The sequence below is a fragment of the Amycolatopsis nalaikhensis genome, from assembly GCF_030264295.1.
GTDB lineage: Bacteria > Actinomycetota > Actinomycetes > Mycobacteriales > Pseudonocardiaceae > Amycolatopsis > Amycolatopsis nalaikhensis.
Map to the genome: position 1 here is coordinate 480,143 of NZ_CP127173.1, position 18,418 is coordinate 498,560.

Here is an 18,418-nt window from a genome sequence, read left to right on the forward strand (position 1 = left end):
TCAGTCTACGTCCGCGGTTTCCGTGACCGGGGCCACGGTGGTGCTCTTGTGGACGAGCGCGTCGCACAGGGCCAGCCAGCTGGCCTCGACGATGTTGCCGTGCACGCCGACGGTGGTCCACTCGCGTTCGCCGTCGGTGCTCTCGACCAGCACGCGCGTCACGGCGTCGGTGCCCGGATGGCCCTGCAGGATGCGCACCTTGTAGTCGGCCAGCTCCACACTGTCCAACCAGGACAGGTGCGGGCTCAAGGCTTTCCGCAGAGCGGCGTCGAGGGCGTGGACGGGCCCGATGCCCTCGGCGGTGGCGATGACGCGCTGGCCCCCGACGTGCACCTTGACCGTGGCTTCGGACACGACCTCGGCGTCGGCGCGGTGGTCGAGGACCACGCGGTAGGACTCGAAGCTCGAACGGCGCCTCGGCGGGCACGTCGGCCTCCTGGCGCAGGAGGAGTTCGAGGGAGGCGTCGGCGGCCTCGAAGGACCAGCCTTCGGATTCGAGCCGCTTGACCTTGGTGATGGCGTTGGTCAGCGCCTCGGGCCGGCCGGCAAGGTCGACCCCGAGCTCACGTCCCTTGCAGCTCGAGGCTGGCCCTGCCGGCCATCTCGGTGACCAGTACCCGCATGTCGTTGCCGACGGAAGACGGATCGATGTGGTTGTACAGCAACGGATCCACCTTGATCGCGCTCGCGTGCAGCCCCGCCTTGTGAGCGAAGGCCGACGCCCCTACGTAAGCCTGGTGGGTGTAGGGGGCGAGGTTGGCGATTTCGGCAAGGGCATGGGAGACCCGGGTCAGCTCGGCCGCTCCTCCGGTCGGGAGGACGTCCATGCCGAGCTTGGTCACGAGGTTCCCTGTCACGGCGAAGAGGTCGGCGTTGCCGGCCCGTTCGCCGTAACCGTTGGCGGTGCACTGGACGTGCGTCGCGCCGGCCTGCACCGCGGCGACGGAGTTCGCCACCGCGCAGGAAGTGTCGTCCTGACAGTGGATCCCGAGGCGGAACCCGGTCTTTTCCTTGATCTCCTTGACGGTTTCGGCGAGCCCGAGCGGCAGCTGGCCGCCGTTGGTGTCGCACAGGACGAGGACGTCGGCACCCGCGTGGGCGGCGGCGTCGAGGACCTTGAGCGAGGTCTCGGGCGAAAACGCGTAGCCGTCGAAGAAGTGTTCGGCATCGAGGAAGACCCGGCGGCCTTCCTTGGTGAGGAACGCGACGGTGTCGCGGACCATGGCGCAGGCTTCGTCGACGTCGACGCGGAGAGCGCGTTCGATGTGCCGCAAGTCCGACTTCGCCACGAGCGTGATGACGGGGGCTTCGCTGTCGAGAAGGGCCCGGACCTGCGGATCGGCATCGGCGGTGGTCCCGGCCTTGCGGGTGGCCCCGAACGCGACGAGTGCCGCGTGCTTGAGCTTCAGCTCCCCCTTCGCGGCGCGGGCGAAGAACTCCGTGTCCTTGGGAAGAGCCCCGGGCCAGCCGCCTTCGATGAAGCCGACACCCAGCTCGTCGAGCAGCCGCGCGACCGCCAGCTTGTCCTGCACCGAGTAGGTGATGCCCTCCCGCTGCGCACCGTCCCGCAGGGTCGTGTCGTAGAGGTGGAAGGCATCGCCCAGCGGCGTATCGGCGGGCTCCTGGCGGGTCACGGTCTTCTCCTAGCGTTTCGAGGCAACAAAAAAACCTCCCGCAGGGGTGCGAGAGGTTGCGCGCCGGGGGCTCTTGTGGAGCTATCGTCCGGCGCGCTCGTCGATAATGATCGCGAAGCTGGTCACGGTCGCATCATGCCACAGGGCTTCGGGGGAAGTCCACAAGCTGGGTCAAGCTCCCACCATCCGGGAACCTCCACCAACCAAGCCCCACCGCTCCCTGGGGGCTGACCCCGGTCCAGTCTATCGGCGGCGGCCGACAAACCCGGCCGGAAAGCCGTTCGGCGGCTTGGCTGTCCACATCACGGCTGCGCTGGGGACAAGTTCCCGGTGGGCGGCTCGTCGCGCGTCTTGAATGAGTCATTCAGGTCTTCGGATGAGGTGAATGAGTCATTCACGGCGCCGCCGCGGACCCGGGCTACGAAACCCCGGGGTGCGGCAGGTGCTGCGGAGCGGCAGGCGCGACGGGTGGCGGGACCGTGGCGGGAGTGGCAGATGCTGGGGAAGCAGCAAGCCCGGCGGGCGCCGCCGACCCGGCCCAAGGCGCAGTCGCGGCAGGCCCGGGGCGCAGCGGAAGCAGCAAGCGCGGCACGCACCGCGGACCAAGCCGCGGGCGCGGCGGAGCGGCGGGTGCGGACCAAGGCACGGGCACGGCAGGCGCGACGGCTGCCGGGAGAGCGACCGGTGCAGCATGCCCACCCCCGCGGAACGTCGCGAATGACTCATTCGAGACCGCCAAAGCCCCGAATGAGTCATTCGCGACCAAGCCAAGCCGAGCACCCAGCCCCAGCCACGGCCCCAGCCACGAAAAAGCCCCGCACCCCCCAAGGGGTACGGGGCCGTCCCGAAGAAGAAACCTCAGCCCGCGGTCCGCACATTCGAAGACACAAGAGCGGCAAGCCGGTCCCCGATGGCCTGAGTAGCCCCAGGCGAGGACTGGTCCCGAGTAGCAAGATCGAAAGCCACCGAAGCCTCGATCCGCCGAGCGGCCTCCTTCTGCCCCAGGTGGTCGAGCAGCAGCGAAACCGACAACACGGCAGCCGTGGGGTCAGCAAGCCCCTGCCCGGCGATATCCGGCGCCGACCCGTGAACGGGCTCGAACATGCTCGGATTCCGCCGAGTGATGTCGAGGTTCCCACTGGCCGCCAACCCGATCCCACCGGTCACCGCGGCCGCCAGGTCCGTGATGATGTCCCCGAAGAGGTTGTCCGTCACGATCACGTCGAACCGCGACGGATCCGTCACGAGGTGGATGGTCGCCGCGTCCACGTGGGAGTACGCGACCGTCACCTCCGGGTGCTCCAGCGAGACCTCTTCGACGATCCGCGACCACAGCGAACCCGCGTACTCGAGCACGTTGGTCTTGTGCACCAGCGTCAGGTGCTTGCGGGGCCGGGCCTCGGCGCGGTTGAACGCGTCCGCGACGACGCGGCGGATGCCGAACGCCGTGTTGACGCTGACCTCCGTCGCGATCTCGTGCTCCGTGTCCTTGCGCAGCAGACCGCCAGTCCCCGCGTACGGGCCTTCGGTCCCTTCGCGCACCACCACCATGTCGACGTCGCCCGCGTCGGCCAGCGGGCCGCGCACTCCCGGGTACAGCCGCGCCGGGCGCAGGTTCACGTGGTGGTCCATCTCGAACCGCAGGCGCAGCAGCAGGCCGCGCTCGAGGATGCCGCTCGGCACCGTCGGGTCGCCCACCGCGCCCAGCAGGATCGCGTCGTGCTGGCGCAGTTCGCCCAGCACCGACTCCGGGAGCAGCTCGCCGGTCGCGTGCCACCGCGCGGCGCCGAGGTCGTAGTTCGTGATCTCCGCCGTCGGTACTACCTCGCCGAGCACCTTCAGCGCCTCGGAGACCACTTCGGGCCCGATCCCGTCACCTGGGATCACCGCGAGCCGCATCCACACACCTCCGTCGACCGGACCACCGGCCGCACCGATGGCCCACCGCAACAAAACGCCAGCAGCCGGAAGGTTACCGGCCGTAGACAAACGGCCGTAGCCGCACCACCCTTATGCCGCATCCTCCCGCAGGGTGAGACACCCGATCGGGGGAACAACAGAGGGGCGCCCCCGGCGGAGAACCGCCGGAGACGCCCCTGGTCCTGCACGAATCGATCTTGCCGGGACCTAGCCGCGACCAGCCCCGATCGGCTGACGCTCATTCCCCGGCCGGGCGCCCTGCGCCGCGTCCACCTTGACCACGTTCGCCCGGTTGCCCGCGGCGTTGTGGTGCTCGATGGCGAGGAGGCCGAGCGCCTTGTCGGCCGTGGCCGACGCCGCGTTGCGCGTCACGACCAGCGCCGTGCCCGGCTTCGCGACGTAGCCCAGCGCGGCGTCGCCGCCGCCCTGCACCGAGTAGCCCGGCGCGAGCGCGTCGAACGAAAGCGGCGTGCCGACGTAGTCGATCAGCCCGTTCGTCGTGCCCGGCGCGACGTAGAAACCGCTCACCCCGACCGTGTAGGAGATGCGGTGGCTGTCGGCGTTCGCGTCGATGCCCAGCGCCGCCAGGGAAACCGGCAGCGTGACGACGTTCGTGTCGAACACGTTGGTGTCGACGTCGCCGAGCTGGCCGTTGACCGCCTGGACGTCCACGGTCGGGAACCCGGTCTTCAGCGCGACCGTGACGGCCAGCAGCACGTCCGTGGACGTCGCCTTGGTCACGTAGGTCTCGAAGTCCGGCTGCCCGTCTCCGGTCGTGTCGATGTCGACGAACGGCGAGGTGTTGCTGCCGATGTTCGCCCAGTCGCCCCAGGTGGACAGGCCGAACGCGAGGATCGCGTTCTCCGGCTCACCCTGCGCCTTCGCCAGCGGTGCGGTGGAAGCCGCGCCGATGTAGCGGAGGTCGCCGCCCTTCGCGGTGTTGTTCACCGTGCAGTCGGTGACGACGTCCGCGTCGCACTCGGGCAGCTGCGGGGACTCCGCCTGCAGCTCGAGCACGCTGATCAGCGAACGGTAGCGCTGCGCGCCGGCGCCCTGGTCGACGCCCTTGCCGGTCAGGTTGAGCACGGCCTGGGTGGCGTCCGGGGTGAACTTCACCGACGGCGGCGTCGAAATCGTCGAAACCGGCTTGGGCGCGGCGTACACCGAAACCCGCAGCGGCACCTTGGCTCCGCTCTTCGGCGTGAACGCGACGCGCCCGGAGGCGTCGGCGACGAACTGCCGAGCCAGCCCGGCCTGGGTGGCCTGCATGGTCGGGTCCATGACCTTGCGCAGGGCCTTCGGGTCGGTGATCTTCAGCGTCACCTTGACCTTCGCGGTGCCGCGCGGGGTCAGCTTCACCGTCGGCTTGTCCACTGTGTACTCGACGCCGGGCAGCGCGTTGACCGCCTGGTAGGCCACCGAGTACTCGGCCGGCGTGACGCCCTTGTTGACCAGCTTGATCGTCTTCGACAGGGTCACCGGCCCGGAAGCCTCGACCGTGCCGAAGCTGACGCTCACCGCGCCCGGGTCGTCCTGGACGTAGGCGAGCACCTGGTTGTCCAGCGCCGCCTTCGCGTCGATCCGGCCGCTGCCGACGCGCTGCGGCGCGTAGGTGTGGCCCGCGCCGTCGGTGACGTCGTGGCCCGCGGTGTCGATGACCGACGCCTTGACCTCCTCGACCGACCAGTCCGGGTGGGACTGGCGGACCAGCGCCGTGATGCCCGCGGTGTGCGGAGCGGCCATCGACGTGCCCGAAAGCACGGTCCGGCCGTTGCCGCTGCCGCGGAACGCCGAAGTGATCGTGTCACCGGGGGCGGCGACGTCCGGCTTGACGGCCGGGCCGCGGGTGCCGCGCGAGGTGAACGACTCGGCGTGTCCACGATCGTCTTGTCGTAGGTCTGGATCGACGCCCGCCCGGCGCCGAAGAGCCGGACCTGCAGCGTGCCCGCGGTCAGCGCGGGGCGCAGCGGCGCCGTCGCGGAACCGGTGAACTGGAACATCGGGACCGCCGCGTTGCCCGCGATGCCGGCGCTGAAGTGCTCCAAAGTGGACGAAAGGAGCGCGCCCTTCGCCCCGGCGGCCTGCGCGTTGTTGGCGCGGGCGGCCGAACCGCAGGCGCGGGTCGAGTCGTTGTCGTCCCACTCCAGCCAGACGATCTTGCCCGCGGCCTTCGCCTTGTCCTCGGCGGAGTACGGCGCGCAACCCGCGTTGTTCGCCGCGGACAACGCGACGACCGGTGCGGTCACGTCCAGGGTGTCGTAGCCGGTGTAGTTCTGGCTGTACTGCCCGGTCTTCTGACCCGCGACGCCCGCGGGTGCCTTGACTTCGGCGGCGTCGCGCAGGATGCCCGCGTCGCGCGTGCTGGCGACGGTGAGCGCCTCCGGGGTGTTGCCCGGCGACCCGGCGACGTCGTTGAGGTCGCCGCCGTTGCCCGCGGAGATCACCGGGAGGACGTTGTTCGCGGCGAGCTTGCGCACGAACAGGGAGTCCGGGTCGTCCGGGGCGCCAAAGTCGGAGCCCAGCGAGAGGTTGACGATGTCGAGGTGGTCGGTGAAGTCGCCGTCACCGTCGGGGTCGAGGGCCCAGTCGAGCGCCTGCGAGGTGACGTTGGTCGAGCCCGCGCAGCCGAACACCTTGATGGCGTAGAGGAGCGACTTCGGCGCCGTGCCCGGGCCGATCTGCATCTCGTCGACCTTCTTGGCCGTGAGCTTCTTGTAGTCGCCCTTGAAGGTCTTGCCGTCGGCGGTGACGCCGAAGCCGCCGATGGTGCCGGCGACGTGCGTGCCGTGCTCACCGCAGGCGAGCGGGTTCGGGTCCGGCTTCGGGGTGGTCTTGCCGGCCGTCGCGGCGTCGTAGTCGTCGCCGACGAGGTCGGTGCCGCCGACGACCTTGGCGCTCGGGAAGAGCGGGTTCGGCTTGGTGCGGTCGACGCCGTTGTAGGCGGCCTGCGTGCCGGGTCCGCCGAAGTCGGCGTGGGTGTAGTCGATGCCGTCGTCGATCACGCCGACGCGGACGCCGTCGCCGAACTTGCCGGTCTGCTGCCACGCGGCGAGCGTGTTGGTCAGCTGCTCGGCGCTGGCGTTGGTGCGGGTCTTCGGCACGACCGTCCGCACCGAAACGACGTCGGCGCGCTTGGCGACGTCACGCAGCTTCGCGGCGTCCGCGGTGACGACGACGCCGGGAACGGCGTTGGCGGTCCGGGTGACGACCTGCGGCTTGGCGTCGGCCGAGCGCAACTGGCCCAGGACGGAGTCCACGGCGGCGGCGGTGTCGTCCTTGGCCGCGCGGGCGGCCCGTTTGGCTTGTTCCTTGCCCTGCGGCTGCGCGTCGGTGAACGCGTCCACGGCGGGTTTCTTGGCCAGCTCGACGAACGCGGTGACGCGGCCCTGCGCGGCACCGAGGCGCGGCGACAGTTTCCCCTGCAGCTTCGCGTCGTCGATCTTCGCCGGCGCGATCCCGTCGGCCAGCGGTGCGTCGGCCGCGCTCGCGACCGGCGCCCCCAGCGCGGCGGCCAGCACGACGGCGAAGGCCGCCGTGGTGATGCGCGCGGGTAAGCGGGATCTGCTCATGAGTCGTCCCCTTACTCGAGGCCTGGACCCGAACCTGCCTGCCGCTCCTGGCACCCCCGACGGTGAAGCACGGCACCGCGCCGTGCCCTCGACGGCGCGTGGTTCGACCTCGCGGGGAGAACCTAATGCCCCAAAACACCTACTAACGTAGGCAAAGGACTCCGTTATTCGAATGTGATTGCCGCATGCGAAAGCCCCCGTCATCCATCGACGGGGGCTTTCGAAGCGTTACGTCAGTTGAAGTCCACCGCGCGGATCGTGTGCGCCCCGACCGAGGCGCCGATCGGGTCGAGCAGGTGCGCGTCGATGTGGCGGTCGACGCGCAGCAGCATCACCGCGTCGGAGCCGTCGGTGGTCTGGCTGATCTGCGCGGCCTCGATGTTGATGCCCGCCTCGCCGAGCAGCGTGCCGACGCGGCCCATCACGCCCGGGCGGTCGCCGTACTCGACCAGCAGGACCGTGCCCTCGGCACGCAGGTCGAAGCCGCGGCCGTTGACCTCGACCAGCTTCTCGACCTCGTCCTTGCCGGTGACCGAACCGGACACCGTCAGCACCTGGCCGTCGGCGTGCACCGCGCGGATGGTGACCTGGCTGCGGAACTTCGGGCTCTCCGACTCGGTCTCCAGCTCGACCTGCACGCCCAGCTTCTCCGCCAGCTGCGGCGCGTTGACGAACGTGACCTGGTCCTCGACCACGCCGGTGAACACCCCGCGCAGCGCGGCCAGCTGCAGCACCCCGGTGTCCTCGTTGGAGATCTCGCCCTTGACCTGCACGGTCACCGACGTCGGCGCCTTCGGGTTCAGCGCGGTCAGCAGCGTGCCGAGCTTCTGGGTCAGCGACAGGTACGGGCGGACGTGCTCGCCGACCGCGCCGCCGCCGGAGACGTTCACCGCGTCCGGCACGAAGTCGCCGCGCAGGGCCAGCAGCACGGACCTCGCGACGTCGGTGCCCGCGCGGTCCTGCGCCTCGGCCGTCGACGCGCCCAGGTGCGGCGTCACGACGACGTTCTCCAGCTCGAACAGCGGGCTGGAGGTGGTCGGCTCGGTCGCGAAGACGTCGATGCCGGCGCCGCCGACGTGGCCCGAGCGCAGCGCGTCGGCCAGGTCCTCTTCGACGATCAGCCCGCCGCGGGCGGCGTTGACGATGATGACGCCCGGCTTGGTCTTCTTCAGCGCCTCGGCGTCGATGAGGCCCTTGGTCTCCGGCGTCTTCGGCAGGTGGATGGAAATCGCGTCGGCACGCGAGAGCAGTTCGTCGAGGGTGACGAGCTCGATGCCGAGCTGCGCGGCGCGCGCGGCCGAGACGTAGGGGTCGTAGGCGATCAGCTTCGTGTCGAACGCGGCCAGGCGCTGGGCGAACAGCTGGCCGATCTTGCCGAGGCCGACCACGCCGACGGTCTTGCCCTGCAGCTCGACACCCGAGAAGGAGCTGCGCTTCCACTCGCCGCCGCGGAGGCTCTGGTCGGCGGCCGGGACGCGGCGCGCGACCGACAGCAGCAGGGCGACGGCGTGCTCGGCAGCGGAGACGATGTTCGACGTCGGCGCGTTGACGACCAGGACCCCGCGCTCGGTGGCGGCGGGCACCACGACGTTGTCCAGCCCGACGCCGGCGCGGGCGACGACCTTGAGCTGGGTGGTGGCGCCGAGGACCTCGGCGTCGACCTGGGTGGCGGAGCGGACCAGGAGCGCGTCGGCGCTCTTCACCGCCTCGAGCAGCGCGGACCGGTCCGTGCCGTCGACGTGCCGGACCTCCACCTCGTCACCGAAGACGCTCAGCACGGAGGGGGCGAGCTTCTCCGCGATGAGGACGACGGGCTTATTGGGCTTGCTCACGATGCGGCTCCCACTATCTGGTCATTTCCAGGACGCTCTGTGTCGACAAACGGTCAAAGCACGTCGTTGTGCCCCGGTCGAGCCGGAGTTTAACCCGCTGGGGCGCCCCCTGGCTTCTCACGGTGTTAACTCGCTCGCAATCCCTCGAAAACAAGAGCCAGGAGCCGGTGCATGCCCTCCTCGCCCGGCAGGTGCCGACCCGCCCAGGATGCCGCGTGCAGCAACAAAAGCAGCTCCTGCGTCGTGACGTCCGCGCGCAGCTCGCCCGCTTCCTTCGCACGTTCCACTAGATGGGAACCGGCCTCGCGCATCGCGTGGCACGACGCGAACAAACGGGACGATTCGTCGTTGAGCGCGTCCGCCGTCAGCTCCACCAGGCCGCGGAACGTGCCGGTGGCGTCACCCAGCCCGGCGAGCCAGCCCTGGAGCGCGTTCAGCGGCTCGGGGTGCTCCAGCAGTTCGCGCGCCCGCTCGGCCTGGGCGTCGAAGCGGGCCCGCAGGAGCGTCTCGAGCAGCGCGTCGCGGGTCGGGAAGTGCCGGTAGAGCGTGCCGATGCCGACCCCGGCGCGGCGCGCGATGTCTTCCAGGGACGCCTCGACGCCGTGTTCGGCGAAGGCGCGCTTGGCCTCTTCGAGGAGGCGTTCGTAGTTGCGGCGGGCGTCCGCGCGCATCGGCTTCACGTCGGTCATCGCCCTCCCGACCTTACCGGCTAGCCAATCGGAGGCTGCCTCCGTATATTAACCGGAGGCAGCCTCACATTACTGGAGGGACGAGGATGACCTTGCTCGAAGACACGCGCGCCCGGCTCGGCGCGATCGGCGCCTGGCTGCCCAGCGCCCCCCTGCGACCCCGGCCGGACGTCGAGCGCGCGGCGACGCGACGGCTCGCCGACGTCGGCTACCGCTCGATCTGGAGCGGCGAAGGACCCGGCACCCGCGAGGTGTTCGCCCACTTCGGCGATCTGCTCGCTTCGGTACCGGACGTCGTGCTCGGCACCGGCATCGCGAACGTCTGGGCCCGGCGCGCGACGACCGCGTACAAGGGCGCGGCAACGCTCGCCCAAGCCCACCCCGGCCGGTTCGTGCTCGGCATCGGTGCCGGGCACGCGTTCCAAGCCGCGAAGCTCGGCGAGGACTACCGGCCGATCGACCGGATGCGCGCCTACCTGTCCGAAATGGACACCGCCGCGGCGGAAAACCCTTCCCCGGTCGCGTTTCCCCGCGTGCTGGCCGCCGTCGGGCCTCGCATGCTGGCGCTGGCGCGCGACCACGCCGACGGCGCGCACCCGTTCGCGCAACCCGTCTCGCACACGCCGTATGCCCGCGAAATCCTCGGGCCGGACAAGCTGCTGATCCCCCAGCAGACCGTCCTGCTCGGCAGCCGGGAGGACGCTCGCGAGAGCGTGCGGCGCCGGGTCGCGCAGTCACGCGAGTACTCCGTCACCGTCTACCTCGCGGGCTGGAAACGGCTCGGCTACACCGAAGCCGACATCGCGGGGCCGAGCGACCGGTTCGTCGACGACCTCGTCCTGTGGGGCGACGCCACGACCATCGCGAAACGCCTCGGCGAACTCCTCGACGCGGGAGCCGACCACGTGCTGCTCACCCCGTCCGCGGCCACCTTCGAGTCCACTGTGGACGCCCTGGTCGAGCTGGCGCCGGAGGTGCTCCGATGAGCGTCGGCATCTGGCGGTTCTTCGACGGCAACCCGATCACCGAGCTGCGCGAAACGGCCGCCGAAGTGGAAGAACTCGGCTTCGACGCGATCTGGTTCGGCGAATTCGCGGGCCGCGAGGCGTTCACGCAGGCCGCCCTGCTGCTCGCGGCGACGTCGCGGCTCACGGTCGCCACCGGCGTCGCGCGGTTCGACCAGCGTTCTCCCCTCGCGGCGGAGGGCGCCATCCGCGCGCTGGGCGAGGCGTACCCCGGCCGGTTCATCGCGGGCCTCGGCGGGCACCGGCCCGGCGCGCGGCCGCTCACGGCGTTGCGCGAGTACCTCGACGGCATGGACGCGGCCGAGCTACCGGGACTTCCGCAGCCTGACCCGCGCCCGCGGCGGGTGCTCGCCGCGCTGGGCCCGAAGCTGCTGGACCTGGCGGCCGAACGCGCCGACGGCGCCCACCCGTACTTCGTCCCGCCGGACCACACCGCGCTCGCCCGCGAACGGCTCGGCCCGGCCAAGTACCTCGCCGTCGAGCAGGCCGTGGTGCTCGACGCGGCACCCGAGGTGGCCCGGGAGCACGTCGGCCCGTACGTCCGGCAGGCCCCGCACCACCAGGCGAACCTGCGCCGCCTCGGCTTCACCGACGACGACCTCGCCGACGGCGGCAGCGACCGCCTGGTCGACGCCGTCGTGGCGACCGGCGAACAGGCGGCCGCCGACCGGATCCGGGCCCACCTCGACGCGGGCGCCGACCACGTCTGTGTCCAGGTCCTGGCCCGCACGGACGAGTCCTACCGCCGCTTGGCCGACCTGCTGCCCTGACCGGGGTAGGCTGGCGGGGCGCGGTTGAGGGCCGCGTCCCGTCCGCGGAAAGGGCCGAGCCCACCCCCGCAGTACCGCACCACCAGCTCCGCACCTTCTTCCTGCCCGGTGCCGGCGGACCACGGGCGACGAGGGAAGGAGGCACCATGGGCACGCTGCCCGCCAAACCCAGCCTGGACCAGCTGCGCAAGCGCGCGAAGGACCTCGCGCGCGCCGAAGCCGTGAAGCTGTCCGAAGCGCAGTTCCGGATCGCGCGGGAGCACGGTTTCCCGAGCTGGCCGAAGCTCCAGGCGTACGTCCGGCGCGTCACCGAGCACGGCGAAACCCTGCAGCACCCCTACCACCAGGACGTCGAGTACTACGCCGAGCGCGCGCTCGGCCTGCTCGCTTCGGCGGAGGACGAGACACCCGGCGCACGGGAGCCGTTCGAGCGCTGGGGTCAGCCGCTCACCCGGGACGGCGCCCGCGCGGTCGTCGCCCGGGAACACGGATTCGGTTCCTGGAAAGCACTTCGCGCGCATGTCACGTCCCTTGTGGACAGTGGCGAGCCATTCGCGCGGGCGTACCGGGCCGTCGAAGCCCGCGACCTCGACGCGCTCGAGCGGCTGCTCGGCGAGTTCCCCGGGCTCGTCACCGCCCGCGGCACCAACGGCAACGACCTGCTCGGCATGGCGGGCGCGACCTGCGACGAGCGCCTCTGCCGGATCCTCCTCGCCCACGGCGCGGACCCGGCCCGCGGCAACATCCACGGCTGGACACCCTTGCACCAGGCCGCGTACGGCAACCTGCCGCCGCTGCTCGACTTGCTGCTCGACGCGGGCGCGCCGGTCGACGTCTCCGCGCGCGGCGACGGCGGCACGCCCCTGGTCGTCGCCCTGTTCTGGGGTCACCGCGAAGCCGCGGAGAAACTGGCCCGGCACAGCCTCGCGCCGGGCAACCTGCGCGTCGCGGCCGGACTCGGCGACGCCGGGCTCCTCGGCGAACTGCTGACGCCGGGTCACCCGGCCGCCGGTGCCCACCGCGGCTTCTACCGCCCGCACAGCGGCTTCCCGCGGTGGCAGCCGACGGACGATCCCGCCGAAGTGAAGAACGAGGCCCTCTCGTGGGCGGCGCGGAACGACCGCGTCGAGGCGCTGCGCACCCTCGTCGCCCACGGCGCCGACCCGGACGCCGACGTCTACCGCGGCACGGCGCTGGCGTGGGCGGCGGCGCAGGGCAAGGTGCACGCCGTCCGGGCGCTCCTGGACCTCGGCGCCGACGTGAACCACCCGGGCACCTTCGGCGGCCCGAACCACGGCGAAGGCGCCACGGCCCTGCACCTGGCCGCGCAGTCGGGGCACCTCGACGTCATCCGCGCCCTCCTGGACGGCGGCGCCGACCGCGGCGCGCGTGACGGAATTTGGGACACGACCCCCGCGACCTGGGCGGAGGTGTGCGGGCAGCCGGCCGCCCTCGAGCTGCTGCGCTAGACAACCGGAGTCTGTAGTCCGTATCGTCCAAGACGGACTACAGACTCCGTTTTGTCTTCTGGGAGGACCCATGAGCACCCCGCGCGACGTCTTCACCGCGTTGTCCGACGGAATCAGCGAAGGCCGGTTCGGCGACCTCTCCGCGCTCTACGCCGAGGACACCGTCGTCGAGCACCCCCAGGCCGTGCCGCGGCCGACGCGGATCCGCGGCCGCGCGGCGGTCCACGAGCGGTTCACCGGAGCCCTGGCGGCGACGCTGCGGCTCGAGCGCAAGAACGTCGTCGTCCACGAAACGACCGACCCCGAGGTGATTGTCGCCGAATACGACTACGACGCCGAGTCGGTGGAGACCGGCCGCACCACAACGGCGGCGAACATCCAGGTGCTGCGCGTCCGCGACGGCCTGATCGTCCATTCCCGCGACTACCACGACTACCTGCGGCTCGCGGCGATCCGAGGCGGCGTCGACCAGCTCGCCCAGGCCTACGCGCAGGCGCCGCCGCGCGAGCTGTCGCCGGTCACCCCGGAGAGCGCGGGCACGGTTTTCGAGCGGCTGGTCCACGGCGTGGCGGGCGGCCGCTGGGACGAGCTGCCCGCGTTGTACGCCAAACCGACACACGTCACGCACCCGTTCCTGCCGGGCGCACCGGTGGTGCGAACCCGCGACGAGCTGCGCGAGCACTTCGCGGCGGGCAAGGCCCTGGATCCGCGCTTCACGGTCGCCGACGTCGTCATCCACCAGGGCACCGACCCGGAGGTCCTGATCGGCGAGTTCGCCTACCAGGGTGAGTACGCCAGCCGTCCGGTCCGGATCGCGAACATCTTCGCCATGCGCGTGCGCGACGGCCTGATCGCCGAATCCCGCGACTACGGCGACCACCTGGGCATCGCGGGCGACCTCGGCCGGATCCCCGAGCTGGCCGCGAAGCTGGCTTAGGCCTCCGCGAGGTCCTCGGGCAGGTCGAACTCGCCGTCGCGGACGCCCTTGACGAACGCGTCCCACTCCCCCGGCGTGAAGACGAGGATGACGCCGTCCGGCTTCGACGACTGCCGCATCGCGGTGTAGGTGACGCCGTCGGTGTGCTCGATGAACGCGTACTCGACGCAGTCGTCGAGGGTGACGCCCTCGGGCTCGGCCCGGATCCACTCGGCCTTGGTGAAGTCCAGGTGGTGCCGGATGTGCGCCTTGTCGTCGACCGGCTGCTCACTCATGTCACCAGCGTAGCGAGGCGGGCACCGAACGCACCGAAGGGGACGCCCGGTGCGGGCGTCCCCTTCGGGGTGTGTCGGAAAAAGCGTCAGGCGGTCTCGGTGATCGGCCGGTCCACCCACGACATCAGGTCGCGCAGCTTCTTGCCGGTCGCCTCGATCGGGTGCTGGTTGCCCTGCTCCTCGAGCTTGGTGAAGTTCGGCCGGCCGGCCTCGTCCTCGGCGACCCATTCGCGGGCGAACGTGCCGTCCTGGATCTCGCCGAGGATCTTCTTCATCTCCTCCTTGACCGCCGGCGAGATGACGCGCGGGCCGCGGGTCAGGTCGCCGTACTCGGCGGTGTCGGAGATCGAGTAGCGCTGGCGCGCGATGCCGCCCTCGTACATGAGGTCGACGATCAGCTTCAGCTCGTGCAGCACCTCGAAGTAGGCGATCTCCGGGGCGTAGCCCGCCTCGGTGAGCACCTCGAAACCGGTCTGCACCAGCGCGGACGCGCCACCGCAGAGCACGGCCTGCTCGCCGAAGAGGTCGGTCTCGGTCTCCTCGGTGAACGTCGTCTTGATGACACCGGCGCGGGCGCCACCGATGGCGGCCGCGTAGGAGAGCGCGAGCGCCTGGGCGTTGCCGGAGGCGTCCTGCTCCACGGCGATGAGCGCCGGGACGCCCTTGCCGTCGACGAACTGACGCCGGACCAGGTGGCCCGGGCCCTTCGGGGCGACCATCGCGACGTCGACGTTGGCTGGCGGCTTGATCAGGTCGTAGCGGATGTTGAAGCCGTGCCCGAAGAAGAGCGCGTCGCCGTCCTTGAGGTTCGGCGCGATGTCCTGCTCGTAGATGAAGCGCTGCTTGGTGTCCGGCGCCAGGATCATGATCAGGTCGGCCTCGGCAGACGCTTCGGCCGGGGTGAGCACGCGCAGGCCCTGCTCCTCGGCCTTCGCCCGCGACTTGGACCCCTCGGGCAGGCCGATGCGGACGTCGACGCCGGAGTCGCGCAGGCTCAGCGAGTGGGCGTGGCCCTGGCTGCCGTAGCCGATGACAGCGACCTTGCGCCCCTGGATGATCGAGAGGTCGGCGTCGTCGTCGTAGAAGATTTCCACTGCCATGGGGGTTACTGCTTCCTTTCCTGACTTACAAAGTTTCTAGCGCGGTGAGGTTGCGGTGATCGAGCGGGCGCCACGTCCCACCGCGACCATGCCGGACTGGACCAGCTCGCGGATGCCATAGGGCTCCAGCATCCGCAACAGGGCACCGATCTTGTCCGACGTCCCGGTCGCCTCGACGGTGAGCGCCTCCGGGGACACGTCCACCACCTTCGCACGGAAGAGCTGGACGGTTTCGAGGACCTGGCTGCGCACGGTGTTGTCGGCGCGAACCTTCACGAGCAGCAGTTCACGCTGCACGGCGGTCGACTGCTCCAGCTCGACGATCTTGATCACGTTGACCAGCTTGTTGAGCTGCTTCGTCACCTGTTCGAGCGGTAGCTCTTCCACGGCGACCACGATCGTCATGCGGGACACCTCGGGGTTTTCCGTGGGCCCGACGGCGAGGGACTCGATGTTGAACCCGCGGCGGGAGAACAGCCCCGACACGCGCGCGAGCACACCGGGCTTGTTCTCGACCAGGACACTCAGCGTGTGGACGCTCATCTCAGCGCTCACCTTCCGCGGCGGCGTCGGCCTGCTCGACCGAAACCTCGTCGTCGTCGAACAGCGGCCGGATGCCCCGGACCGCCATGATCTCGTCGTTGCCGGTGCCCGCGGCGACCATCGGCCACACCTGGGCATCCTTCCCCACGACGAAGTCGATCACGACGGGGCGGTCGTTGATCTCCATCGCGCGGCGGATGGTGGCGTCGACGTCTTCCTTGGTCTCGCAGCGCAGCCCGGCGCAGCCCAGCGCCTCGGCCAGCAGCACGAAGTCCGGGATGCGGTGCTTGTGCGTGCCGAGGTCGGTGTTGGAGTACCGCTCCGAGTAGAAGAGGTTCTGCCACTGCCGGACCATGCCCAGGTTGCCGTTGTTGATGACGGCGACCTTGATCGGCGCGCCTTCGATGGCGCAGGTGGCCAGCTCCTGGTTGGTCATCTGGAAGCAGCCGTCGCCGTCGATCGCCCACACCGGCGTGTCCGGGACGCCGAACTGCGCGCCCATCGCGGCGGGCACGGCGTAGCCCATGGTGCCGAGGCCGCCGGAGTTGATCCAGGTGCGCGGGTTCTCGTACTTGATGAACTGCGCGGCCCACATCTGGTGCTGGCCGACACCGGCGGCGTACACCGCGTCGGGGCCGACGAGCTCGCCGATCCGCTCGATGACGTACTGCGGCGACAGCGAACCGTCGTCCGGCCACTCGTAGCCGGCCGGGTAGGTCTTGCGCCAGTCGTCGGCCTGCGTCCACCAGTCGGCCAGGTCGGGCTGGCCGCCGTGGTCGAACTCCGTCTTCACGGCGGCGATCAGCTCGCCGATGATCTCCTTGCAGTCGCCCACGATCGGGACGTCGGCCTTGCGGTTCTTGGAGATCTCGGCCGGGTCGATGTCGGCGTGCACGACCGCGGCGTCCGGCGCGAAGGACGACAGCTGCCCGGTGACCCGGTCGTCGAACCGGGCGCCGAGCGCGATCAGCAGGTCGGCGCGCTGCATCGCGGCGACGGCGGCGACCGAGCCGTGCATGCCCGGCATGCCGAGGTGCTGCGGGTGCGAGTCGGGGAACGCGCCGCGCGCCATCAGCGTGGTGACGACCGGGATGTTGGTCAGCTCGGCCAGTTCCCGCAGCTGGTCGTGCGCGCCCGACTTGATGACGCCACCGCCGACGTAGAGCACCGGGCGCCGCGACTTCGCGATCAGCTTCGCGGCTTCGCGGACCTGCTTGCCGTGCGGGCGCAGCGTGGGGCGGTAGCCCGGCAGCCGCAGCTCCGTCGGCCAGGAGAACGAGGTCATCTCCTGCAGCACGTCCTTGGGGATGTCCACCAGGACCGGGCCGGGGCGGCCGGTCGCGGCCAGGTGGAACGCCTCGGCGATGGTCCGCGGGATGTCCGCGGGGTCGGTGACGAGGAAGTTGTGCTTGGTGATCGGCATGGTGATGCCGCAGATGTCGGCTTCCTGGAACGCGTCGGTGCCGATCAGCGCGCGGGACTGCTGGCCGGTGATGGCGACGACCGGGACGGAGTCCATGTTCGCGTCGGCGAGCGGGGTGACCAGGTTGGTCGCGCCCGGCCCCGACGTCGCCATGCAGACGCCGACCTTGCCGGTGGCCTGCGCGTAGCCGGTGGCCGCGTGGCCGGCGCCCTGTTCGTGACGGACCAGGACGTGGCGGACCTTCGTCGAGTCCAGCAGCGGGTCGTAGGCGGGCAGGATGGTGCCGCCCGGAATGCCGAAGACCACCTCGGCGCCGACCGCCTCGAGCGAGCGCACGAGGGACTGCGCGCCGGTGACGCGCACCGGGGTTCCCGCCGGCGGCGCCGGCTTCGGACGTGCTCCGGGAGCGCCGGGTGCCGGGCCCGGCTTCGTCGGATTTGTGGCACTGGTCATCGGTTCTGCCTCGTGGGTCTCGGTGTCACTCGTTCGGGTCGGTTTTGTGCGGTGGGGCGGGGAATCTCTTCCCTAGGGCAACAAAAAACCCTCGCCGACCGTAAGGTCGCACGAGGGTTCGCGCGTCGACGCAGCGGAAAGACTTCCCTAAGCGTCGACGCGCTTGGGAAGTACGAGGCCGGTCAGCGGTGTCACGGCGATGACGCTAGTCCGAAGGCCGCGCGGGTGTCAACTCTGCGGGACGACGTGTCCGCATCGTGGACGCGCGTCACACGCGCGCGACCCGCCTCCGGGCCGGTCCGCGCCGCGGTGCACCATTTCGGGGTGGCCGAAAAAGAGCAGGACGAGGGCCGGAAGGCCGTCTTCCGCGTCCCCCGCACGTCCTTCATGGCGATCGCCCTCCTGACGATCTGCGTGACGCCGATCGCGCTCGGGGAGATCCCGTACCTGCAGTGGCTCTACATCTTCCCGATCGCGCTCGCGGTGTTCGTCATCCGGACGCGCACGGTCGCGACGCGTTCGGGGCTGGCGGTCCGCACGATGTTCGGCCACCGCGACATCCCGTGGTCGGCGTTGAAGGGCCTCGCGATCACGAAGAAGGCACGCGTGCAGGCCGTGCTGAAGGACGACACGAAGGTGCCGCTGCCGACGGTCCGGACCCGGCACCTGCCGGTGCTGTCGCTGGTCAGTGAAGGGCTGATCGCGGATCCCAGCGGACTGCTGGACGCCGAGGACATCAAGCCCGGCGCAGCTGGGTCGGCACCTCAAGAGTAAATTGG

General features: G+C 70.6%; 12 protein-coding genes and 2 pseudogenes. 5 read left to right on the forward strand and 9 right to left on the reverse strand.

The annotated features are described in order from the left end of the window. The 5 genes and pseudogenes from cimA to QP939_RS02375 all read right to left on the reverse strand — a co-directional run bounded on the left by cimA (position 1) and on the right by QP939_RS02375 (position 9,644). Positions 1–1,634, reverse strand: a pseudogene (cimA, locus tag QP939_RS02355) (citramalate synthase). Between the two features lie 858 nt (positions 1,635–2,492). Next, entirely contained in the window at positions 2,493–3,533 is a 1,041-nt protein-coding gene (locus tag QP939_RS02360; RefSeq protein WP_285454839.1) for a 3-isopropylmalate dehydrogenase, read from the reverse strand. A 228-nt stretch (positions 3,534–3,761) separates the two neighbouring features. Further along, positions 3,762–7,123, reverse strand: a pseudogene (locus QP939_RS02365) (S8 family serine peptidase). A gap of 233 nt (positions 7,124–7,356) precedes the next feature. Then, the gene (gene serA / locus QP939_RS02370; RefSeq protein ID WP_285454840.1) at positions 7,357–8,955 is read right to left on the reverse strand and encodes a phosphoglycerate dehydrogenase; all 1,599 of its coding nucleotides are present in this window, start codon (positions 8,953–8,955) and stop codon (positions 7,357–7,359) included. A 125-nt stretch (positions 8,956–9,080) separates the two neighbouring features. After that, positions 9,081–9,644, reverse strand: coding sequence for a TetR/AcrR family transcriptional regulator (locus tag QP939_RS02375; RefSeq protein ID WP_285454841.1), 564 nt, complete (start codon positions 9,642–9,644; stop codon positions 9,081–9,083). Between the two features lie 86 nt (positions 9,645–9,730). Between QP939_RS02375 and QP939_RS02380 the strand changes: the two genes are divergently transcribed. The 4 genes from QP939_RS02380 to QP939_RS02395 all read left to right on the forward strand — a co-directional run bounded on the left by QP939_RS02380 (position 9,731) and on the right by QP939_RS02395 (position 13,845). Further along, on the forward strand, positions 9,731–10,630 hold the full coding sequence (locus QP939_RS02380) for a TIGR03620 family F420-dependent LLM class oxidoreductase (protein WP_285454842.1): 900 nt from the start codon (positions 9,731–9,733) through the stop codon (positions 10,628–10,630). Next, on the forward strand, positions 10,627–11,439 hold the full coding sequence (locus QP939_RS02385; protein WP_285454843.1) for a TIGR03620 family F420-dependent LLM class oxidoreductase: 813 nt from the start codon (positions 10,627–10,629) through the stop codon (positions 11,437–11,439). Before QP939_RS02380 ends, QP939_RS02385 begins: the two co-directional genes overlap by 4 nt. 146 nt (positions 11,440–11,585) lie before the next feature. Further along, positions 11,586–12,908 (forward strand): ankyrin repeat domain-containing protein, encoded by a 1,323-nt coding sequence (locus QP939_RS02390; RefSeq protein ID WP_285454844.1) that lies wholly within the window; start codon positions 11,586–11,588, stop codon positions 12,906–12,908. 70 nt (positions 12,909–12,978) lie between these two features. Beyond that, entirely contained in the window at positions 12,979–13,845 is an 867-nt protein-coding gene (locus tag QP939_RS02395) for a nuclear transport factor 2 family protein (RefSeq protein ID WP_285454846.1), read from the forward strand. Here QP939_RS02395 and QP939_RS02400 read toward each other — a convergent pair. From QP939_RS02400 to QP939_RS02415, 4 genes are all read right to left on the reverse strand, one after another. Further along, on the reverse strand, positions 13,842–14,120 hold the full coding sequence (locus tag QP939_RS02400) for a DUF397 domain-containing protein (RefSeq protein ID WP_155545093.1): 279 nt from the start codon (positions 14,118–14,120) through the stop codon (positions 13,842–13,844). The two genes, QP939_RS02395 and QP939_RS02400, sit on opposite strands and share 4 nt — an antisense overlap. Positions 14,121–14,206: 86 nt before the next feature. Continuing rightward, a complete protein-coding gene (gene ilvC / locus QP939_RS02405) occupies positions 14,207–15,220 on the reverse strand; it encodes a ketol-acid reductoisomerase (RefSeq protein WP_191309919.1) in 1,014 nt (337 codons plus the stop codon). 36 nt (positions 15,221–15,256) lie between these two features. Next, positions 15,257–15,763: an acetolactate synthase small subunit gene (gene ilvN, locus QP939_RS02410; RefSeq protein ID WP_003080760.1), complete on the reverse strand. Its 507-nt coding sequence runs from the start codon at positions 15,761–15,763 to the stop codon at positions 15,257–15,259. 1 nt (position 15,764) lies between these two features. Further along, complete coding sequence (locus QP939_RS02415; RefSeq protein ID WP_285454847.1) at positions 15,765–17,549, reverse strand: acetolactate synthase large subunit; 1,785 nt, start codon at positions 17,547–17,549, stop codon at positions 15,765–15,767. Positions 17,550–17,963: 414 nt separating this feature from the next. Between QP939_RS02415 and QP939_RS02420 the strand changes: the two genes are divergently transcribed. Next, positions 17,964–18,413, forward strand: coding sequence for a PH domain-containing protein (locus QP939_RS02420; protein WP_285454848.1), 450 nt, complete (start codon positions 17,964–17,966; stop codon positions 18,411–18,413). Positions 18,414–18,418 lie beyond the last annotated feature (5 nt).

What these genes read in the sequence shown, in the direction of transcription:
- QP939_RS02360 (WP_285454839.1), bottom strand. Translation starts at nt 3,533, where the DNA reads ATGCGGCTCGCGGTGATCCCAGGTGACGGGATCGGGCCCGAAGTGGTC.
- QP939_RS02375 (WP_285454841.1), bottom strand. Translation starts at nt 9,644, where the DNA reads ATGACCGACGTGAAGCCGATGCGCGCGGACGCCCGCCGCAACTACGAA.
- QP939_RS02380 (WP_285454842.1), top strand. Translation starts at nt 9,731, where the DNA reads ATGACCTTGCTCGAAGACACGCGCGCCCGGCTCGGCGCGATCGGCGCC.
- QP939_RS02385 (WP_285454843.1), top strand. Translation starts at nt 10,627, where the DNA reads ATGAGCGTCGGCATCTGGCGGTTCTTCGACGGCAACCCGATCACCGAG.
- QP939_RS02390 (WP_285454844.1), top strand. Translation starts at nt 11,586, where the DNA reads ATGGGCACGCTGCCCGCCAAACCCAGCCTGGACCAGCTGCGCAAGCGC.
- QP939_RS02395 (WP_285454846.1), top strand. Translation starts at nt 12,979, where the DNA reads ATGAGCACCCCGCGCGACGTCTTCACCGCGTTGTCCGACGGAATCAGC.
- QP939_RS02400 (WP_155545093.1), bottom strand. Translation starts at nt 14,120, where the DNA reads ATGAGTGAGCAGCCGGTCGACGACAAGGCGCACATCCGGCACCACCTG.
- ilvC (WP_191309919.1), bottom strand. Translation starts at nt 15,220, where the DNA reads ATGGCAGTGGAAATCTTCTACGACGACGACGCCGACCTCTCGATCATC.
- ilvN (WP_003080760.1), bottom strand. Translation starts at nt 15,763, where the DNA reads ATGAGCGTCCACACGCTGAGTGTCCTGGTCGAGAACAAGCCCGGTGTG.